This window comes from Eikenella sp. HMSC061C02 (genome assembly GCF_001809035.1).
Classification (GTDB): Bacteria; Pseudomonadota; Gammaproteobacteria; order Burkholderiales; family Neisseriaceae; genus Eikenella; species Eikenella corrodens.
In genome coordinates this window covers 1-14,970 of sequence record NZ_KV795564.1, presented here as the reverse complement: position 1 = coordinate 14,970, position 14,970 = coordinate 1, and the positions used below count along the sequence as shown (strand labels likewise).

The window sequence follows — 14,970 nt, the reverse complement described above, 5'->3', positions numbered from 1 at the left end:
TCTTTGTGGTTGAATTTGCCAGATTTCTCCAGTTCTAGCATAGGTTAGGGTGCGTGAGCAAGCTCACGCACACGGTTACCAAATAATCTGAAGCCTCATGCGTGTGTTCCGCACGCCCCCTACATGGCTGCGATGGAAAAGGCTACCTGAAAATCGGTCTACACCGTTTTCAGGTAGCCTTCTTATTCAAGCCTGCCTGCGTTTATTTCAATACTTCGGCGAAGGCATTGGCCACGTAGTCGATATTCTGCTCGTTCAGGCCGGCTACGCACATGCGGCTGTTGCTCACCATATAAACGGCAAACTCTTTTTGCAGGCGTTCTACCTGTTCGGGCGAGAGACCGGTGAAGCTGAACATGCCGCGTTGTTTGGTGAAATAGCTGAAATCGCGGCCGGGCACTTTGGCGCTGAGCACTTCCTGCAGCTTTTGGCGCATGGCGCGGATGCGGTCGCGCATTTCGTATACTTCGCCTTCCCATTGTTTGAACAGGGTGGCGTTGTTCATTACGCCGTCTACCACAAAGCCGCCGTGGGCAGGGGGACTGGAATAGATGCGGCGCACGGTGAATTTGAGCTGGCCGAGCACGAGCTTGGCTTCTTCGGCGCTGGGGCACACCACGGAGAGGCCGCCCACGCGTTCGCCATAGAGCGAGAGGTTTTTGGAGAAGGAGTTGCTGATGAAGACGGACAGGCCGAGCTCGACGGCGCGGCGGATGGCGTACACGTCGCTTTCCATGTCTTCGGCGAAGCCTTGGTAGGCGATGTCCATAAAGGGGATGAGGCCGACTTCTTTCACGATTTGCAGGATTTCGTCCCATTGGCTGCGGCTCAAATCCACACCGGTGGGGTTGTGGCAGCAGGGGTGCAGCACCACTACGTCGTGTTGCTTGAGCGTGCGGAAGAAGGCTTTCATTTCTTCGAATTTCACGCCGATGGTGGCGGGGTCGTAGTAGGGGTATTTGCCCACTTCGAAGCCGGCGCCTTCAAAAATGCCGATGTGGTTGCCCCAGGTTGGGTCGCTCACGTAGCACTTGGCCTGCGGAAACCAGGCGTGGATAAAATCGGCACCCACGCGCAGCGCGCCGGAGCCGCCGAGCGATTGGATGGTGGCGATGCGGCCTTCTTTCACGGCGGGATGGTCGGCACCGAACAGCAGATTTTGGCAGGCGCTGCGGTAGGCGGCCAGGCCTTCCATGGGCAGGTAGCCGCGCGGGCGCGGGCTCTCGGCAAGGGCGCGTTCAACGGTTTTCACGCACTCGAGCACGGGCAGGCGGCCTTCGCCGTCGTAATAAACGCCCACACCGAGGTTTACTTTCTCGCTGCGCGGGTCTTGGTTGTATTTTTCCATCAGGCCGAGGATGGGGTCGCCGGGGTAGAACTCAACGTGCCGAAACATGGGTGTCTTCCTTTTTTATCGGGTGGAACAATTAAACGGAAAGGGTAATGCCGGGGCAATTTTACGCTGATTTCGGCGGTAAGGGCTACCTGAAAAAACGGAATGTTGAAAAAGAAAAATAGCGGCACTCATCGGCTGCAATCACAGGAGTGCCGCTATACGCGTTTTCCGGCTTTATTCGCTGTGCCGGTTGAAGAAATCCAGCAGCTGCGTTTCGTAGCCACCCAGGCCGGAGAGGCCGAGGTGGGTGCCGTTGGGGATGAGGATCAGCTGTTTGGGCTCTTGGGCGAGCTCGAATAGGATTTGCGAGTGTTTGGCGGGGATGACTTGGTCGGCGGTGCCGTGCATCAGCAGCAGGGGGATGGGGCTGATTTGCGCCACGAAGCGGCGGGCGCTGTAGCGGTTGCCTACCAGGATGCCGGCGCCGGGGAGTTTGTCGTTGGCGATGCTGGAATAAGAAGAGAAGGTGGATTCGATGGCCACGGCGCGCACGCCGGCTTTGTTGCCTGCGCCCACCACGGCAATGGCGTTGGTGCCGCCTAAGCTCTGGCCGAACACGAGCAGGCGCTCTGGGTTTACATCGGGGCGGCTGCGCACATAATCCAACGCGGCGTTGCCGTCGGCAAACAGGCCTTCGGGGTTGGGCTCGCCTGCGGATTGGCCGTAGCCGCGATAGTCGAACAGGAAAACGTTGTAGCCGTGTTCGGGCAGCCATTTCACGGCCTGCCAGTGGGCGGTGAGGTTTTGCGCGTTGCCGTGGAAGTGGATGATGGTGGCGCGGGCTTGCTTGGCATCGACCACACCGCGTGCGGGCACAAACCAGCCGTGCAGGCGTGTGCCGTCGGCGCTTTGGAAGGAGACGTTTTCGTAGGGCAGGCCGGATTGGGCGGGGGAGCCGTAGTCGGCATGGTCGGGATAGTAAAAGGCTTGTTTGGCGCAGGAGGACAGGCCGAACAGGATGGCGAGGAGGGCGGCTAGGCCGAAGAGAATGGATTTGTATTTCATGGTTAGTGTGGGCGGCAGCCTTTTGAGGGTGAGGCTACCTGAAAAATAGCGTTGCCGTTTTAGCGTTGCTTTAACTTGCGTTTTTTTTTCAGGTAGCCTTGATTGTTGCTGGGCTGAGGCTACCTGAAAAAGATAAATGAGTCTGTTTCAGCCAGCCTTGCCTGATTGGGTGTTCTACCAATTTACCCAGCCGCACAGCCAAGTGAGCAGGATGATGCCGCCGAAGATGATGCGGTAGTAGGCGAAGGGCACGAAATTTTTGCTGGACACAAAACGCAGCAGGGCTTTTACGGCGATGAGACCGGAGGCAAAAGCGGCGGCAAAGCCGATGGCGATGAGGCCGAGCTCTTGCGAGGAAAAGGCGCTGAGGTTTTTTAAAATGCTGTAGCCGGAGGCGGCTACCATAATCGGCACGGCGAGGAAGAAGGAGAATTCGGTGGCGGTTTTGCGGTCGAGCCCCCATACCATGCCGCCCATGATGGTGCTGCCGGAGCGGGAAGTGCCGGGGATCAGCGCTAAAATTTGAAACAGGCCCACGGCCAGCGCATCGCGCGGGCGCATATCGTCCACGCTGCGCACTTTCGGCGGCACGCGGCTTTGCCGTTTTTCAATCCACAAAATCAAAAAGCCGCCCACCACCAGCGCCGCAGCCACGCTCACGGGGTTGAACAGCACTTTTTCGATGAAGTCGTTGAGCAGCAGGCCGATGGCGGCGGCAGGGATGAAGGCGATGGCCAGGTTGAGCACGAAGCGGTTGGCCAGCCGGTCTTTGCCGATATGGGTGATCACATGGGTAAAGCGGGCGCGGTATTCGTACACCACGGCGAGGATGGCGCCGAGTTGGATGGCGATGTTGAATACGGCATGGCTTTCGGCATCGAAGCCGATGAGGCTGCCGGCCACAATCAGATGGCCGGTGCTGGAAATGGGCAGAAATTCGGTGAGGCCTTCGATGATGCCGAGGAAGAGGGCTTTGAAGGCGAGGAGCAGGTTCATTGGTTAAACTCTTAAAACGTGGGGTAAATGTTTTTCAGGTAGCCTGTATCCGAGTACGGGCTACCTGAAAATTGATGCGCCGCTTTAGCGGTTGGCTTGGCCGGCGATGGCTGCACCGCGGCTGCGCACTACGGTGCGCGGGGCGGGGGCGGGCATACCTCGTTCGGCGCGTACTTTTTCAATCAGCTCTTGCATCACGGCCATGTTTTGGGAGTTAGTGAGCTCGTATTTGCCGCCCACTACGATAACCGGGGTTTTGGTGATGTTGTAGGTAACGGTGTTTTGCTGCATGGTTTGGGCAGCGGCGGCGGCTTGCGGACTATTATAGGCGGCAAGCAGGCGGCTGCCGTAGGGCTGCTGCTGAATCCAGGCTTTCAGGCCGGCTTCGTCGGTTACGACGCCGTCCGCCAGGGCTTTGAAGATGGCCTGGTTGGCCTGGCGGGAGAGGCCGGTGGATTTCACGGCGGCGGCCAGGCGGGCGAGGGTTTGGTGGGCAGGCTGCCACACCACGTGCTCTTGGCGCAATACGGTGTCGGAGGCGAAGCGTTTGCTTTGCTGTTCGATAGTCGGCTCCAGGTGTTGGCAGTGGATGCAGAAATAGCCGAAGAATTCGGTTACTTCGATTTTGTTGGGTTGTACGGGTTTGATCACATTGCTGCGTACAATGTAGTCGGTGCCTTCCACAGCTTTGGCTTGGGCGGCGGTAACGGCGAAGACGGTGAGGGCGGAGAGAAGTAGGGCTTTCAGTTTCATGTTGGTCTTTCGTTATATGAGGTTTGATGACGTGCGGGTTAATCGGCTTGGCGGGTCAGGGTGTCGATGCCGTTGCCGCGCAATTTGTCGCTGAGGGCTTGGGCTTCGGCACGGCTGAGGCGGCCGCTTTGGATACGGTAAACGGTTTGGCCATCGCTGCGTTTGCTGCTGGCTACACGGGCGTTTACACCGAGCATGGCGAGTTTGGCACGTTGGGTGTCGGCAGCTTCCGGGTTGTTGTAGGAACCCATCTGCACGATATAGCGGCCGTTGCCGCCGCTGTGCGCTTCGGCATTGCGTTGGGCACGCTGCTCGGCAGCTTTAGCCTCGGCTTCGCGAGCTGCTTTGGCTTCGGCTTCACGCCGCTGGCGGCGGGCTTGCTCACGGGCACGCTCCACATTGCCGCTTTCCAAAATCTGCTCGGGCGTGGGCTTGGCTTCCGGTTCGGGTTTGCGCTGCGGTTCGCGCGGTTTGGTTTGTACGGGCTTATCTTCCTGCGCGGGTTTCTCTTCCTGGCGCTGTGCAGGCGTGCTGGCCTGCTGCGGCACGGAGGCGGCTACAGGAGGTTTGTCGGTGATGTCGCCGGGCGGCAGGGTATAGTGGCCGCTGTCGGAACCGGCGGTGGTGGTATCGTTCGGTCGCTGTTCGGGCTGGCGCTCTTGGCGCGGAGTGAGGATTTCGGGCTGGATTTCGGTTTTCGGCGCTTCGGGCTGTTTGATGCCGGAGGGCGTGTTGTTAAGGAAGTACAAAACCACGCCGATGATGAGGGTGGCAAGCAGGAGGCCGAATATAAAGCCGGAAAGGCCTTTACCGTAGGGTTTGTTTTGCATGGGGAAAATGAATTGCTAAAAAGGTGCCGCATTTTATCAAAACCGTTTGCTGCGGCGGAAGCTTTTTACATGTTCTTTCAGGCGGACGGGCGGTTTCAGGTAGCCTGGGTAAGACATGGGGGAAGGCTACCTGAAAATCCGTTCCTTTAAATAATGAATTTAAACGGGGAATAATGCTGCGTTGCTTCGCCTGGCTGTGTACTTACGGTTTGCCGTCTTTATTAAGACGGGGTGCGGCGGAAGCTCACAGCCTGCATGACGTGGCGTTGATTTACGGTGTCGCTGCCGGCCAAGTCGGCCAGGGTGCGGGCGATGCGCAGGATGCGGTGGTAGCTGCGGGCGGAAAGCGAAAGTTTTTCCAGCATGGCAGAGAGGGCGGCTTTGGCTTCGGGCTCGATGGCGGCCAGCTCGTCCAGCTCGGTTACGTTGAGCAAGGCATTGCTTTTGCCTTGCCGCCGTTGTTGGCGTTCGCGAGCGGCCAGCACGCGTTCCCGCACGGCGGCGCTGGGCTCGCCGGGTGTGGCTTGGGTAAGCTCGGCGGCGGAGAGGGCGGGCACTTCAATAATCAAATCAATCCTGTCTAAGAGCGGGCCGGAAATTTTGCCACGATAACGAGCAATACTTTCGGGCGTGCAGCGGCAGGGTTTGGCGGGGTGGCCGAGGTAGCCGCAGGGGCAGGGGTTCATGGCGGCGACCAGCTGGAAGCGGGCGGGATAGGTGGCTTGGCGGCTGGCGCGGGAAATGTGGATAAGGCCGTTCTCCAGCGGTTCGCGCAGCATTTCCAGCACCTTGCGGTCGAATTCGGGCAATTCGTCGAGAAACAATACACCGTTGTGCGCTAGGGAAATTTCGCCGGGTTTGGGGTCGGAACCGCCGCCCACCATGGCGGCGGCGCTGGCGCTGTGGTGCGGCGAACGGAAGGGGCGGTGGCGGGAGAAACTGTGCTGCTGGGGCAGCAGCGAGCGAAGCGCCCAGGTTTCGGTGATTTCGTCGTCGGAGAGCGGCGGCAGGATGCCGGGCAGGCGTTGCGCCAGCATGGATTTGCCGGTGCCGGGCGGGCCGCTCATCAGGATGCTGTGGCCGCCGGCAGCGGCGATTTCAAGCGCGAGCCGCGCGGTGTGCTGGCCTTTTACGTCTTGCAGGTCGGGATAGGGCGCTTCTTCGGCCGTTTCGGCACGGGCTTGACAGCGGGGTAGGGCGGCGATGCCGTTGAGGTGGGCGGCCACGGCCACCAAGCTTTCGGCAGCCAATACTTCGGCGCGTTCAATCAGCGCGGCCTGCTCGGCGCTCTCTTGCGGCAAAATAAAACGACGCCGCGCCTGCGTGCTCTGCCACACCATGGCCAGCGCACCGCGCACCGGGCGCAGCAGGCCGGACAAGGCCAATTCGCCAGCCAGCTCGTATTTGGCCAATTCTTCGGGCGAAATGGCGATTTGGCCGGAAGCGGCGAGGATGCCAACGGCAATCGGCAGGTCGAAACGGCCGGATTCTTTGGGCAAATCCGCCGGGGCGAGGTTTACAGTGATTTTTTTGGCGGGGAAATCGAAGCCGCTTTGGATGATGGCGGCACGCACGCGGTCGCGGCTTTCTTTCACTTCGGTGTCGGGCAGGCCGACGATATTGAACGCGGGCAGGCCGTTGGCCAAGTGGGCTTCCACTTCCACCAAGGGCGCGGCCATGCCGCTGAGCGCCCGGCTGTATACCACCGCCAAACTCATGCCGCGCTTCCTATTGCTGTTCGGAAGGGTTGGGCAGGGCGGCCGGAGCGGCGGCTTCCAGCTTGGCCAGGCGAGCTTCTAAGGCGGCCAGTTTTTCGCGGGTTTTGATGAGCACCTGCTGTTGGATGTCGAATTCTTCGCGTGTTACCAAATCGAGCTTGCCGAATGTGCTGCCGAGCAGGGTTTTCACGTTTTTTTCCACGTCTTTCACCGGGCTTTCGGCAATGGCGTTGCCGATTTTTCCGGCGAGTTCGTCGAGGATTTGTTTGGCCAACATGGGGTTTCCTTTATTTTTGAAGGGTTGGGATGGGCGCATTGTATAAGTGCGGGAATAGGGCGGCAAGCGGTAAAAGGCTACCTGAAAAATTTCAGGTAGCCTTCCCAGCCCGATTTATTGCCACTCGAAACGCAGCAGGCGCATGATTAAAAACAGGCCGAGCAGGCTGACGAGCACATACAGGCTGCTGGACATGCTGTGCCAGAAAGAGAGCTCGCCGCCGAGGAGGTTGGAGAGCCAATACGTCTGCCCGCCGCGCAGGGCGCGGATAAGCGGCACCAGCGCAAATTGCGAGACGGCCAGCAGCAGCCAGGTGAGGGCGACGATGCGCGAGCTGAGTTTGCTGCGTTGGCCGTAGCTGCGCTGCTGCGCCGAGAGGCCGGCCAAATAAAGGATGGCCCACACAAACAGCCCGATGTAGTTCACCGCGCTGAACAGCGCACCGGCCAGGTTGCCGGCCTGCTCTTTGGGCAGAGATTGAAACAATAGCGGCGCCACGCCGTAGCCGGCCAAAAGATATGCGCCAAACCACACGGCAGCCAACAGGGCCAACACTCGATTTGCAAACATTCGTTTCCTTCCTCTGCTTTTTGTTTAAAACGAAACGCAGTGTACCGTATTCTTTGCATACTTTCAGCTGCCGGGTCGATACTTTACCTGCTATAAAATCAGCCTACATTGCGTTACAATCCCGCACTTTACGTTGCCAACACACCATTATGTCTAATAAGCCCAAACACGAACACGAAGCCAACAAACTGCACAAACGCCTGCGCCACGCCGTGGGCCAAGCGATTAACGATTTCAATATGATTGAAGAGGGCGACAAAATCATGGTCTGCCTCTCCGGCGGCAAAGACAGCTACGCCCTTTTGGACATCCTGCGCCACTTGCAAGCCTCCGCGCCGATCAATTTCGAGCTGGTGGCGGTGAACCTCGACCAAAAACAGCCCGGCTTTCCCGAGCACGTGTTGCCGGAGTATCTAACTTCTATCGGCGTGCCGTTCAAAATTGTGGAAGAAGACACCTATTCCACCGTGAAACGCGTGCTCGATGAAGGCAAAACCACCTGCTCGCTGTGCAGCCGCCTGCGGCGCGGAATTTTGTACCGCACGGCAAAAGAGCTGGGCTGCACCAAAATCGCACTCGGCCACCACCGTGACGACATTCTCGCCACCCTTTTTTTAAACATGTTCTACGGCGGCAAGCTCAAAGCCATGCCGCCCAAGCTGGTGAGCGACAACGGCGAACACATCGTGATTCGCCCGCTGGCCTATGTGAAAGAAAAGGATTTGATCAAATACGCCGAAATCAAGCAATTCCCCATCATTCCCTGCAACCTGTGCGGCTCGCAGCCCAATCTGCAGCGGCAGGTGGTGGGCGAAATGCTGAAAGACTGGGACAAACGTTTCCCCGGCCGCATCGAAAGCATGTTTTCCGCACTGCAAAACGTGGTGCCCTCGCATTTGGCCGATACCGAACTGTTTGATTTTGCCGGTTTGCAACGCGGTCAGACCCTGAAACACGGCGGCGATTTGGCCTTCGACAGCGAAACCGTTTCCTTTAACGCCCCGCGCGACGACGAAGACGAAGGGCTACCTGAAAAACCCGCACGCAAAGTGATTAATATTTTGGGCAGCAAGCCGAAAACCGGAGGCTGCGGTGCGGGATAAATTCATTTCACTCTTACAGTTTATTCCCCTGCTGATGCTGACGCAGGTGCTGCCGATATTGGCCTGGCTGCTCGGCGGCCTGGGTAGGAGCATGGCTGCCCAAGTTGTGGCCGCACTGCTGTTTACGGTTGCCGCCGTGGCCATGTGCGGGCTATACCTGCAGCTCTACCTTAAGCAGGCAGACGGTTATTTCCATAATTGGAAAAGCCGGTTTTCCGGCAAAAAACTGCTGTGGGCGGCGGGCTATATTGCGCTGATGCTGGCCATCAACCCGCTCTACGAAATGCTGATGGCCGCGCTGGGCGTAGAAAGCAGCGTGGACAACCTGCAAAACCAGCGCATGGTTATGGAAATGCTGCAACGCGCCCCGCTGACGATGTCGGCCTATATCCTGCTGTTTGCGCCGGTTTTGGAAGAGCTGCTGCTGCGCGGCATTTTTTTCCAAAGCTTCGGCAGCATAGAAAACCGTGGCAAACGCTGGCTGCTGCTGGTGCTGTCTGCCTTTGTTTTCGGCAGCCTGCACGGCCTGCCGGTGCATTACGATTTCCTGCTGTATTTCGCCATGGGCCTGGTGCTCGGCGCGGCCTATCTGCACACCAAAGATTTGAAATACCCGATTTTGATTCACATGGTAAACAACGCATTGGGCTTGGCCGGGATGTTGTTTGAGTGAGAATGGGGAAAGGCTGCCTGAAAATTTGAGCCAGCTATATAGCTGGCTTAATCTGTACTTGATTTGGAAGGAAAGTAAATGTCTAGCACGCCAATCCGATTAAATATTAAAACAAAAGAATTATCGGTAAGCCATATTTCCTCTATTCGGCAGAATAAAAGAATTTCTATCTGCAACGGTGTGCCAAAGAATATTATGGCAAAGCTGGCAAGTATTGTTTCCGATATAGATGGTTTGAATTTATTGTTGGTTCTAGAAGATGATTTTTATGCTGATGAAAATACCATTTTAGATTTTGAGATTTTGAAGTTTCTCCCAAATATAAAAAATATTCAGATATTGTCATTTCGTTGTAAGCCGCTAAATAATATTGAAGATTTAGCTTATCTTAATGATATTAAGTTGTTTGGTATAGCTGGTAATTTAGGTAAGAAGGTAGATTTTTCTGTATTGCAGAAATTTAATAATTTATCTGCCTTATCTATTGATAACACTATTCTAGATGAAAAATATTACGGTATCATAAATAATAAAAATATTACTGAATTATCATTGAGAAAGTTACAACTATCCAGTCTGGATAAGAATCTAAACTTACAAAAATTGGAAATACTCAATGAACTTTCTAATGCGGAAGATATGGCATCAAAATTTCCTAATATCCGTAAATTGAGTTTGACGAATTGCAAAAAGTTATTAGATTTCTCATTTATTTCTAATTGTTTGAATTTATATGATCTATATATCAACAGTGTGCCAGGCTTAACAGCAATACCAGATATCCAATTTGCTAAATTACATACCTTGTGGCTACTCAACTGCAAAAAACTGGAAAATATCCATCTGTTGTATCGTTTGAGCACGTTAAAACGTCTTGCAATTACATTTGCTAAGATTACACCTGAAGATTTGGATAATATATTCTCGGCATTAAAGCTGGAGCATTTCTATTTTATGTCTGAAAACAAGGCAAGCAATAAAAGATTTGAGGAATTGGCGGAGAAATATCAGTGTGGCACGGATGATTTTTGATGTAGGAAATGGATATTTGAATGGAGAGCTTCAGGGAGCCTGTGTGAAGTAAGGAAAAAATCATGCCAACAGATGCATGGACAGAATTCAACAGCAAACAAGAACGCTACCACCGCCGTGTGCGCGAATTTGTTCAGCAAAACAGACTGGTGGGCGCGATGAATAACACCAAGTGGCGGGAGCTACGTGAGGCAATGGATGAGTGGGGAAACGCGCCTGCCTATGAAATCAAGTATTTGTTTGATGAAAAATCGGAAGCAGAAGTGGAGCAAGCCATAGCTGAAACGACGGTGGCAATCGGCGATTGGGGTCATGAGCATTTTTATCCGATGTTTGATACCGAATGGGTGAAAATTCGGAAATTGCGCTCGGTGTTTCGCGGGCGTTTGATCGCGCGGGAAGTCGTGGATAATAGCGAGGGCATTCGCGCGATATTGGAGCGGTTTGCTATTCCGTATGTGGAAGGTGAGTTTTGCTTTACGGTGTATGGCTACCTGAAAGCTTGAGTGCTGGAAAATAAAGATAAAGGCTACCTGAAAGTGTTTCAGGTAGCCTTTAGTCATAGCGGATTAGCAAAAAAGCTGCTGTGTTGGCTCGCCTTACCGTACTAGCTGTCCTGTCTACGATTCGCTGCCTTCCTCCGTCCTTTGTTAAACCGCTATATACTTCAGGTAGCCTCACGCTACACCCAGCTGCCCAGGTTTTCCTGTGCGATATCTGCCAGGGCGGCGATGAAGGCTGGGTTGTCGTTGAGGCAGGGGATGAAGCGGAAGGTTTGGCCGCCGGCTTCGTGGAATTGTTCGCGGCCTTGGATGGCGATCTCTTCCAAGGTTTCCAGGCAGTCGCTCACGAAGCCGGGGCAGAATACGTCGAGCTCGCGGATTTGCTGTTTGGCGGGCAGTTCGGTGAGCAGGTCGGATGTGGCCGGGCCTATCCAGCGGGCGCGGCCGAAGCGGCTTTGGAAGCTGATATACCACTCTTGGGCGGAGAGTTGCAGGGCTTCGGCCAGCAGTTGGGCGCTGGCTCTGCATTCGATTTCGTAGGGGTCGCCCTGCTGCACGGCGGCTTCGGGGATGCCGTGGAAGCTGAACAGGATGCGCTGGCCGCGGCCATGCTGCTGCCAGTAGGCGCGGATATGTGCGGCCATGGCTTGGATGTAGTCGGGATGATTGTAGAAACGGCTGATGGTGCGCAGGCTGATTTGGTTGCGCTGTTTGAGCAGTTCGTTCAACACCTTATCCAGCGCGGCGCCGCTGCTGCTGGCGGCGTATTGCGGATAGAGGGGGATGGCGAGCAGGCGGTCTACGCCTTGGGCTTTCATGGCGGCGATGGCGTTGGCCACGGCCGGCTCGCCGTAGGACATGGCGTGCCCCACCAGCACTTGCGGCAGCTCGGCTTGCAGGGCGGCAGCCTGTTTGGCTGTAATCACGGCCAGCGGTGAGCCTTCGTGTTGCCAGATTTGGCGGTAGCCGTGTGCGCTTTTTTTAGCGCGGAAGGGCAGGATGATGCCGCGCAGCAAGGGCTGCCACAACAGGCGTGGCAGCTCGACTACGCGCTGGTCGGACAAAAATTCGCGCAGATAGGGGCGCACGGCTTCGGGCGTGGGCGCGGCCGGCGTGCCGAGGTTGATGAGCAGAATACCGACTCTGGCTTGCTGCTGAGCGCCGTGTGGCGGCTCGGGTTGGAAGTGGGGCATGGGGGTTCCTTGGGTGTGTTTTTATTGGGGCTACCTGAAAAAGCTGAATAGGGTTTCAGGTAGCTTTATATTTGTTTGTATAGAAGGCTACCTGAAAAATATCGTCTACAAATCATCCTTCCTGGCCAATATCTTACGCGCCCCGCTCACGTCGGCAGGAGAGACGATGCCAGCGTCTTCCAAGGCCTGCATCAGGTTGGCGGCGCGGTTGTAGCCGATACGCAGTTGGCGTTGCAGCGAGGAGATGGAGGTTTTGCGGCTTTCCAGAATAAAGGCCACGGCCTGGTCGAACAATTCGTCGCTGCCGGCATTGGGGTTGACGGCGTTTACGGTTTCCTGCGCGGCTTCGCCGGAGAGCAGGCCTTCGATGTAGTTGACGCCCTGCTGGCGTTTGGCAAAGGAGGCCACTTCGTGCACTTCGTGGTCGCTCACAAACGCGCCTTGCAGACGCACGGGCTCGGCGCTGCCGGGCTGGAGGAAGAGGAGATCACCGTATTTGAGCAGGTCTTCCGCGCCCATTTGATCGAGGATGGTGCGGCTGTCGATGCGGCTTTGCACGGTGAAGGCCATGCGGGTGGGGATGTTGGCCTTAATCAGGCCGGTTACCACGTCCACGCTGGGGCGCTGGGTGGCCACAATCAGGTGCATACCGGCGGCGCGGGCTTTTTGCGCTAGGCGGGCGATTTGCGTTTCCACCGCCTTTTTCTCGGTCATCATCAAGTCGGCCAATTCATCAATCACAATCACGATATAGGGCAGCTTTTGTAGCGGCTCGGGCTCGTCGGGATTGGGGCTGAAAGGGTTGGGCAAGGGTTTGCCGGAAGCGGCGGCTTCGGCCACTTTTTGGTTGAAGCCGGCCAGGTTGCGCACGCCGGCATGGGCGAGCAGGCGGTAGCGTTTTTCCATTTCGGCCACGCACCAATTCAGCGCCTGCCCGGCCTCGCGCATATCGGTTACCACCGGGCAGAGCAGGTGCGGAATGCCTTCATACACGGAAAGCTCCAGCATTTTCGGGTCGATCATGATAAAGCGCACTTCATCCGGCGCGGCCTTATACAGCATCGACATAATCATGGCATTCACGCCCACCGATTTGCCCGAACCGGTCATGCCGCCCACCAGAAGGTGCGGCATTTTGCCCAAATCGGCCACCACCGGCTGCCCGGCAATATCTTTGCCCAAAGCCACGGTGAGCTTGGACGGCGCGGCGGCAAACACCGGCGAGGACAGAATTTCGCGCAGCAGCACTTCCTGCCGCTTCTCGTTTGGCACTTCGATGCCCATGGTGCTCTTGCCCGAAATAGTTTCCACCACACGCACCGACTGCATGGAAAGCGAACGCGCCAAATCTTTGGCCAGATTGGTAATCTGGCTGCCTTTCACGCCTTGCGCCGGCTCGATTTCAAAACGCGTAATCACCGGCCCGGCAGTGGCGCTCACCACGGTTACCTGAATGCCGAACTCGGCCAGCTTGGCCTCGATGCGCTCGGCCATGTGCTGCAGGGCTTCGGGGTTGATTTCCGGCGTGTGTTCCTGCGGGCGCGTGAGCAAATCCAATTCCGGCAGCAGATATTCGCCATCTTCGGCTTGCCGTTTGGGGGCGAACAAATCTTTCTGCCGCTCGGGCGCGGGTTTTTGTTTTTCAGGTAGCCCTTGGCCGGCGGGCTGGTTAATCTGCACCGCCACCGGTTTGCGGTTGCTGCTGGCACCTTCCACCGTTGCCACTTCTTCGGCGGTGATGGTTTTTGCCGTGCGTACCATCCGACGGGCAAACTTCGCGTTCGGTATGTCGCGCACAAATTGGTGCGGCTGTCGGATCAGCCGATACCACAGCCATTCCAGCTGTGCCCCCGCTTTTTCCAGCAGCGTGAGCCACGACACCTGCAACAGCAGCGAGAGCCCCGCCACAATCAGCACCACCTGCACCAAAAGGCTACCTGAAACCCCCAACAGCCGCGTAAAGCCGCTACCGAGCGATTGGCCGATTAAGCCGCCCGCGCCCATCGGCAGGCTGTCGTGCAACTCGGCCGACCAGGCTGCCGCTTCCAAAAGCGGGCTGCCAAACAAGAGCAATGCCGCTCCGCCCAAGCCCATGCCCAAGTGATACGGTTTCTCGCTGCTCTGTTTCACGCTGCGGAAATTGCGGTAGAGCCACACCGCTGCCGCCAGCAGCAGCCACCACACCGACAGCCCGAACAGATAATAGGCCACATCCGCCGTGTATGCGCCCACGAGCCCGGCCAGATTGTGCGGCTCGTTGCCGGTGGGGATGCTGCGCGACCAGGCCGGGTCGTCCATGGTGAAGCTCGCCAACGCCAAAGCCAGGCACACGGAAAACAGCAGCACCAAGAGCCACAGCATATCGGCCAAAAGCGAAATGGATTGCGAAGCCGCAGCAGCAGCGGAAGGCACGGCCGCCCGGCGCGAAGCCTTGGCAGGCGGATTGTGCCGGTTTGGCTTCGGTTTGGCAGGTTTGCTCGATTTGCTTGCTTTGCGGGAAGGTTTATTGCTCATATTAACGATGGGGCTACCTGAAAACCTCGGCTGGGGAAAGCCGAATAGGGCAGGCCGCCGGAATAACGATACAAAACGCCGCATTATAGCAGTATTGCCCCGAGGCTTGCGCGACTCCATGGAGGATAGGGTATGCGCAAAATACAGGCAGGATTGGTTTTAAAGAATGTTCAGCTATAGGCAAAGGCTACCTGAAAATCCAACTGCGGTTTCAGGTAGCCTTTTCGGTGTTGAGCGGCATGGAGCGGTAGCAACGTATGGAGTGGAAACGGCAAATTTGTTTGCGCTAAGCCGCTGATTTCGTCTTATCCATCATGTTGAATGTCGGTTCCTAGACTGACACCAGTTACGGTGAAGCTTAAAAACAATACAGAAGGGGCTTAGGAAGCAAAATTTATTTTAAAGGA

The 14,970-nt window shown here is 56.4% G+C and carries 14 protein-coding genes; 4 read left to right on the top strand and 10 right to left on the bottom strand.

Going from position 1 to position 14,970, the window contains the following annotated elements:
• Positions 1-202: 202 nt before the first annotated feature.
• From HMPREF2541_RS08835 to HMPREF2541_RS08800, 8 genes are all read right to left on the bottom strand, one after another.
• Positions 203-1,396: an amino acid aminotransferase gene (locus HMPREF2541_RS08835; RefSeq protein WP_070543188.1), complete on the bottom strand. Its 1,194-nt coding sequence runs from the start codon at positions 1,394-1,396 to the stop codon at positions 203-205.
• 174 nt (positions 1,397-1,570) lie between these two features.
• Positions 1,571-2,401 (bottom strand): alpha/beta hydrolase, encoded by an 831-nt coding sequence (locus HMPREF2541_RS08830; RefSeq protein WP_003822133.1) that lies wholly within the window; start codon positions 2,399-2,401, stop codon positions 1,571-1,573.
• A 174-nt stretch (positions 2,402-2,575) separates the two neighbouring features.
• Entirely contained in the window at positions 2,576-3,397 is an 822-nt protein-coding gene (locus tag HMPREF2541_RS08825; protein WP_064104421.1) for an undecaprenyl-diphosphate phosphatase, read from the bottom strand.
• Between the two features lie 84 nt (positions 3,398-3,481).
• Positions 3,482-4,150 carry a thiol:disulfide interchange protein DsbA/DsbL gene (locus HMPREF2541_RS08820; RefSeq protein WP_003822131.1) on the bottom strand — a complete coding sequence of 223 codons (669 nt, stop codon included), beginning with the start codon at positions 4,148-4,150 and terminating at the stop codon, positions 3,482-3,484.
• A 38-nt stretch (positions 4,151-4,188) separates the two neighbouring features.
• Complete coding sequence (locus HMPREF2541_RS08815; RefSeq protein WP_003822130.1) at positions 4,189-4,980, bottom strand: SPOR domain-containing protein; 792 nt, start codon at positions 4,978-4,980, stop codon at positions 4,189-4,191.
• A gap of 221 nt (positions 4,981-5,201) precedes the next feature.
• Positions 5,202-6,698 carry a YifB family Mg chelatase-like AAA ATPase gene (locus HMPREF2541_RS08810; RefSeq protein ID WP_070543185.1) on the bottom strand — a complete coding sequence of 499 codons (1,497 nt, stop codon included), beginning with the start codon at positions 6,696-6,698 and terminating at the stop codon, positions 5,202-5,204.
• A 10-nt stretch (positions 6,699-6,708) separates the two neighbouring features.
• Entirely contained in the window at positions 6,709-6,975 is a 267-nt protein-coding gene (locus HMPREF2541_RS08805; RefSeq protein WP_003822106.1) for an accessory factor UbiK family protein, read from the bottom strand.
• A gap of 114 nt (positions 6,976-7,089) precedes the next feature.
• Positions 7,090-7,545 (bottom strand): DUF4149 domain-containing protein, encoded by a 456-nt coding sequence (locus HMPREF2541_RS08800; RefSeq protein ID WP_003822105.1) that lies wholly within the window; start codon positions 7,543-7,545, stop codon positions 7,090-7,092.
• A gap of 149 nt (positions 7,546-7,694) precedes the next feature.
• Here HMPREF2541_RS08800 and ttcA point away from each other — a divergent pair, with 149 nt between their 5' ends.
• The 4 genes from ttcA (at position 7,695) to HMPREF2541_RS08780 (ending at position 10,859) form a co-directional block, all read left to right on the top strand.
• Positions 7,695-8,648 carry a tRNA 2-thiocytidine(32) synthetase TtcA gene (gene ttcA, locus HMPREF2541_RS08795; protein ID WP_003822104.1) on the top strand — a complete coding sequence of 318 codons (954 nt, stop codon included), beginning with the start codon at positions 7,695-7,697 and terminating at the stop codon, positions 8,646-8,648.
• On the top strand, positions 8,638-9,321 hold the full coding sequence (locus tag HMPREF2541_RS08790) for a CPBP family intramembrane glutamic endopeptidase (protein ID WP_003822103.1): 684 nt from the start codon (positions 8,638-8,640) through the stop codon (positions 9,319-9,321). The genes ttcA and HMPREF2541_RS08790 overlap by 11 nt, the downstream gene beginning before the upstream one ends.
• A gap of 78 nt (positions 9,322-9,399) precedes the next feature.
• Positions 9,400-10,353 (top strand): leucine-rich repeat domain-containing protein, encoded by a 954-nt coding sequence (locus HMPREF2541_RS08785; RefSeq protein ID WP_035579793.1) that lies wholly within the window; start codon positions 9,400-9,402, stop codon positions 10,351-10,353.
• A gap of 62 nt (positions 10,354-10,415) precedes the next feature.
• Entirely contained in the window at positions 10,416-10,859 is a 444-nt protein-coding gene (locus HMPREF2541_RS08780) for a DUF6678 family protein (protein WP_070543182.1), read from the top strand.
• A 176-nt stretch (positions 10,860-11,035) separates the two neighbouring features.
• On the opposite strand, the gene hemH is transcribed toward HMPREF2541_RS08780, so the two are convergent.
• The gene (hemH, locus tag HMPREF2541_RS08775) at positions 11,036-12,049 is read right to left on the bottom strand and encodes a ferrochelatase (protein WP_003822100.1); all 1,014 of its coding nucleotides are present in this window, start codon (positions 12,047-12,049) and stop codon (positions 11,036-11,038) included.
• A gap of 105 nt (positions 12,050-12,154) precedes the next feature.
• Positions 12,155-14,563 (bottom strand): DNA translocase FtsK, encoded by a 2,409-nt coding sequence (locus tag HMPREF2541_RS08770; RefSeq protein ID WP_035579787.1) that lies wholly within the window; start codon positions 14,561-14,563, stop codon positions 12,155-12,157.
• Positions 14,564-14,970: the final 407 nt, after the last annotated feature.

What these genes read in the sequence shown, in the direction of transcription:
- HMPREF2541_RS08830 (WP_003822133.1), bottom strand. Translation starts at nt 2,401, where the DNA reads ATGAAATACAAATCCATTCTCTTCGGCCTAGCCGCCCTCCTCGCCATC.
- HMPREF2541_RS08835 (WP_070543188.1), bottom strand. Translation starts at nt 1,396, where the DNA reads ATGTTTCGGCACGTTGAGTTCTACCCCGGCGACCCCATCCTCGGCCTG.
- ttcA (WP_003822104.1), top strand. Translation starts at nt 7,695, where the DNA reads ATGTCTAATAAGCCCAAACACGAACACGAAGCCAACAAACTGCACAAA.
- HMPREF2541_RS08810 (WP_070543185.1), bottom strand. Translation starts at nt 6,698, where the DNA reads ATGAGTTTGGCGGTGGTATACAGCCGGGCGCTCAGCGGCATGGCCGCG.
- HMPREF2541_RS08825 (WP_064104421.1), bottom strand. Translation starts at nt 3,397, where the DNA reads ATGAACCTGCTCCTCGCCTTCAAAGCCCTCTTCCTCGGCATCATCGAA.
- HMPREF2541_RS08805 (WP_003822106.1), bottom strand. Translation starts at nt 6,975, where the DNA reads ATGTTGGCCAAACAAATCCTCGACGAACTCGCCGGAAAAATCGGCAAC.
- HMPREF2541_RS08770 (WP_035579787.1), bottom strand. Translation starts at nt 14,563, where the DNA reads ATGAGCAATAAACCTTCCCGCAAAGCAAGCAAATCGAGCAAACCTGCC.
- hemH (WP_003822100.1), bottom strand. Translation starts at nt 12,049, where the DNA reads ATGCCCCACTTCCAACCCGAGCCGCCACACGGCGCTCAGCAGCAAGCC.
- HMPREF2541_RS08780 (WP_070543182.1), top strand. Translation starts at nt 10,416, where the DNA reads ATGCCAACAGATGCATGGACAGAATTCAACAGCAAACAAGAACGCTAC.
- HMPREF2541_RS08785 (WP_035579793.1), top strand. Translation starts at nt 9,400, where the DNA reads ATGTCTAGCACGCCAATCCGATTAAATATTAAAACAAAAGAATTATCG.
- HMPREF2541_RS08800 (WP_003822105.1), bottom strand. Translation starts at nt 7,545, where the DNA reads ATGTTTGCAAATCGAGTGTTGGCCCTGTTGGCTGCCGTGTGGTTTGGC.
- HMPREF2541_RS08815 (WP_003822130.1), bottom strand. Translation starts at nt 4,980, where the DNA reads ATGCAAAACAAACCCTACGGTAAAGGCCTTTCCGGCTTTATATTCGGC.
- HMPREF2541_RS08820 (WP_003822131.1), bottom strand. Translation starts at nt 4,150, where the DNA reads ATGAAACTGAAAGCCCTACTTCTCTCCGCCCTCACCGTCTTCGCCGTT.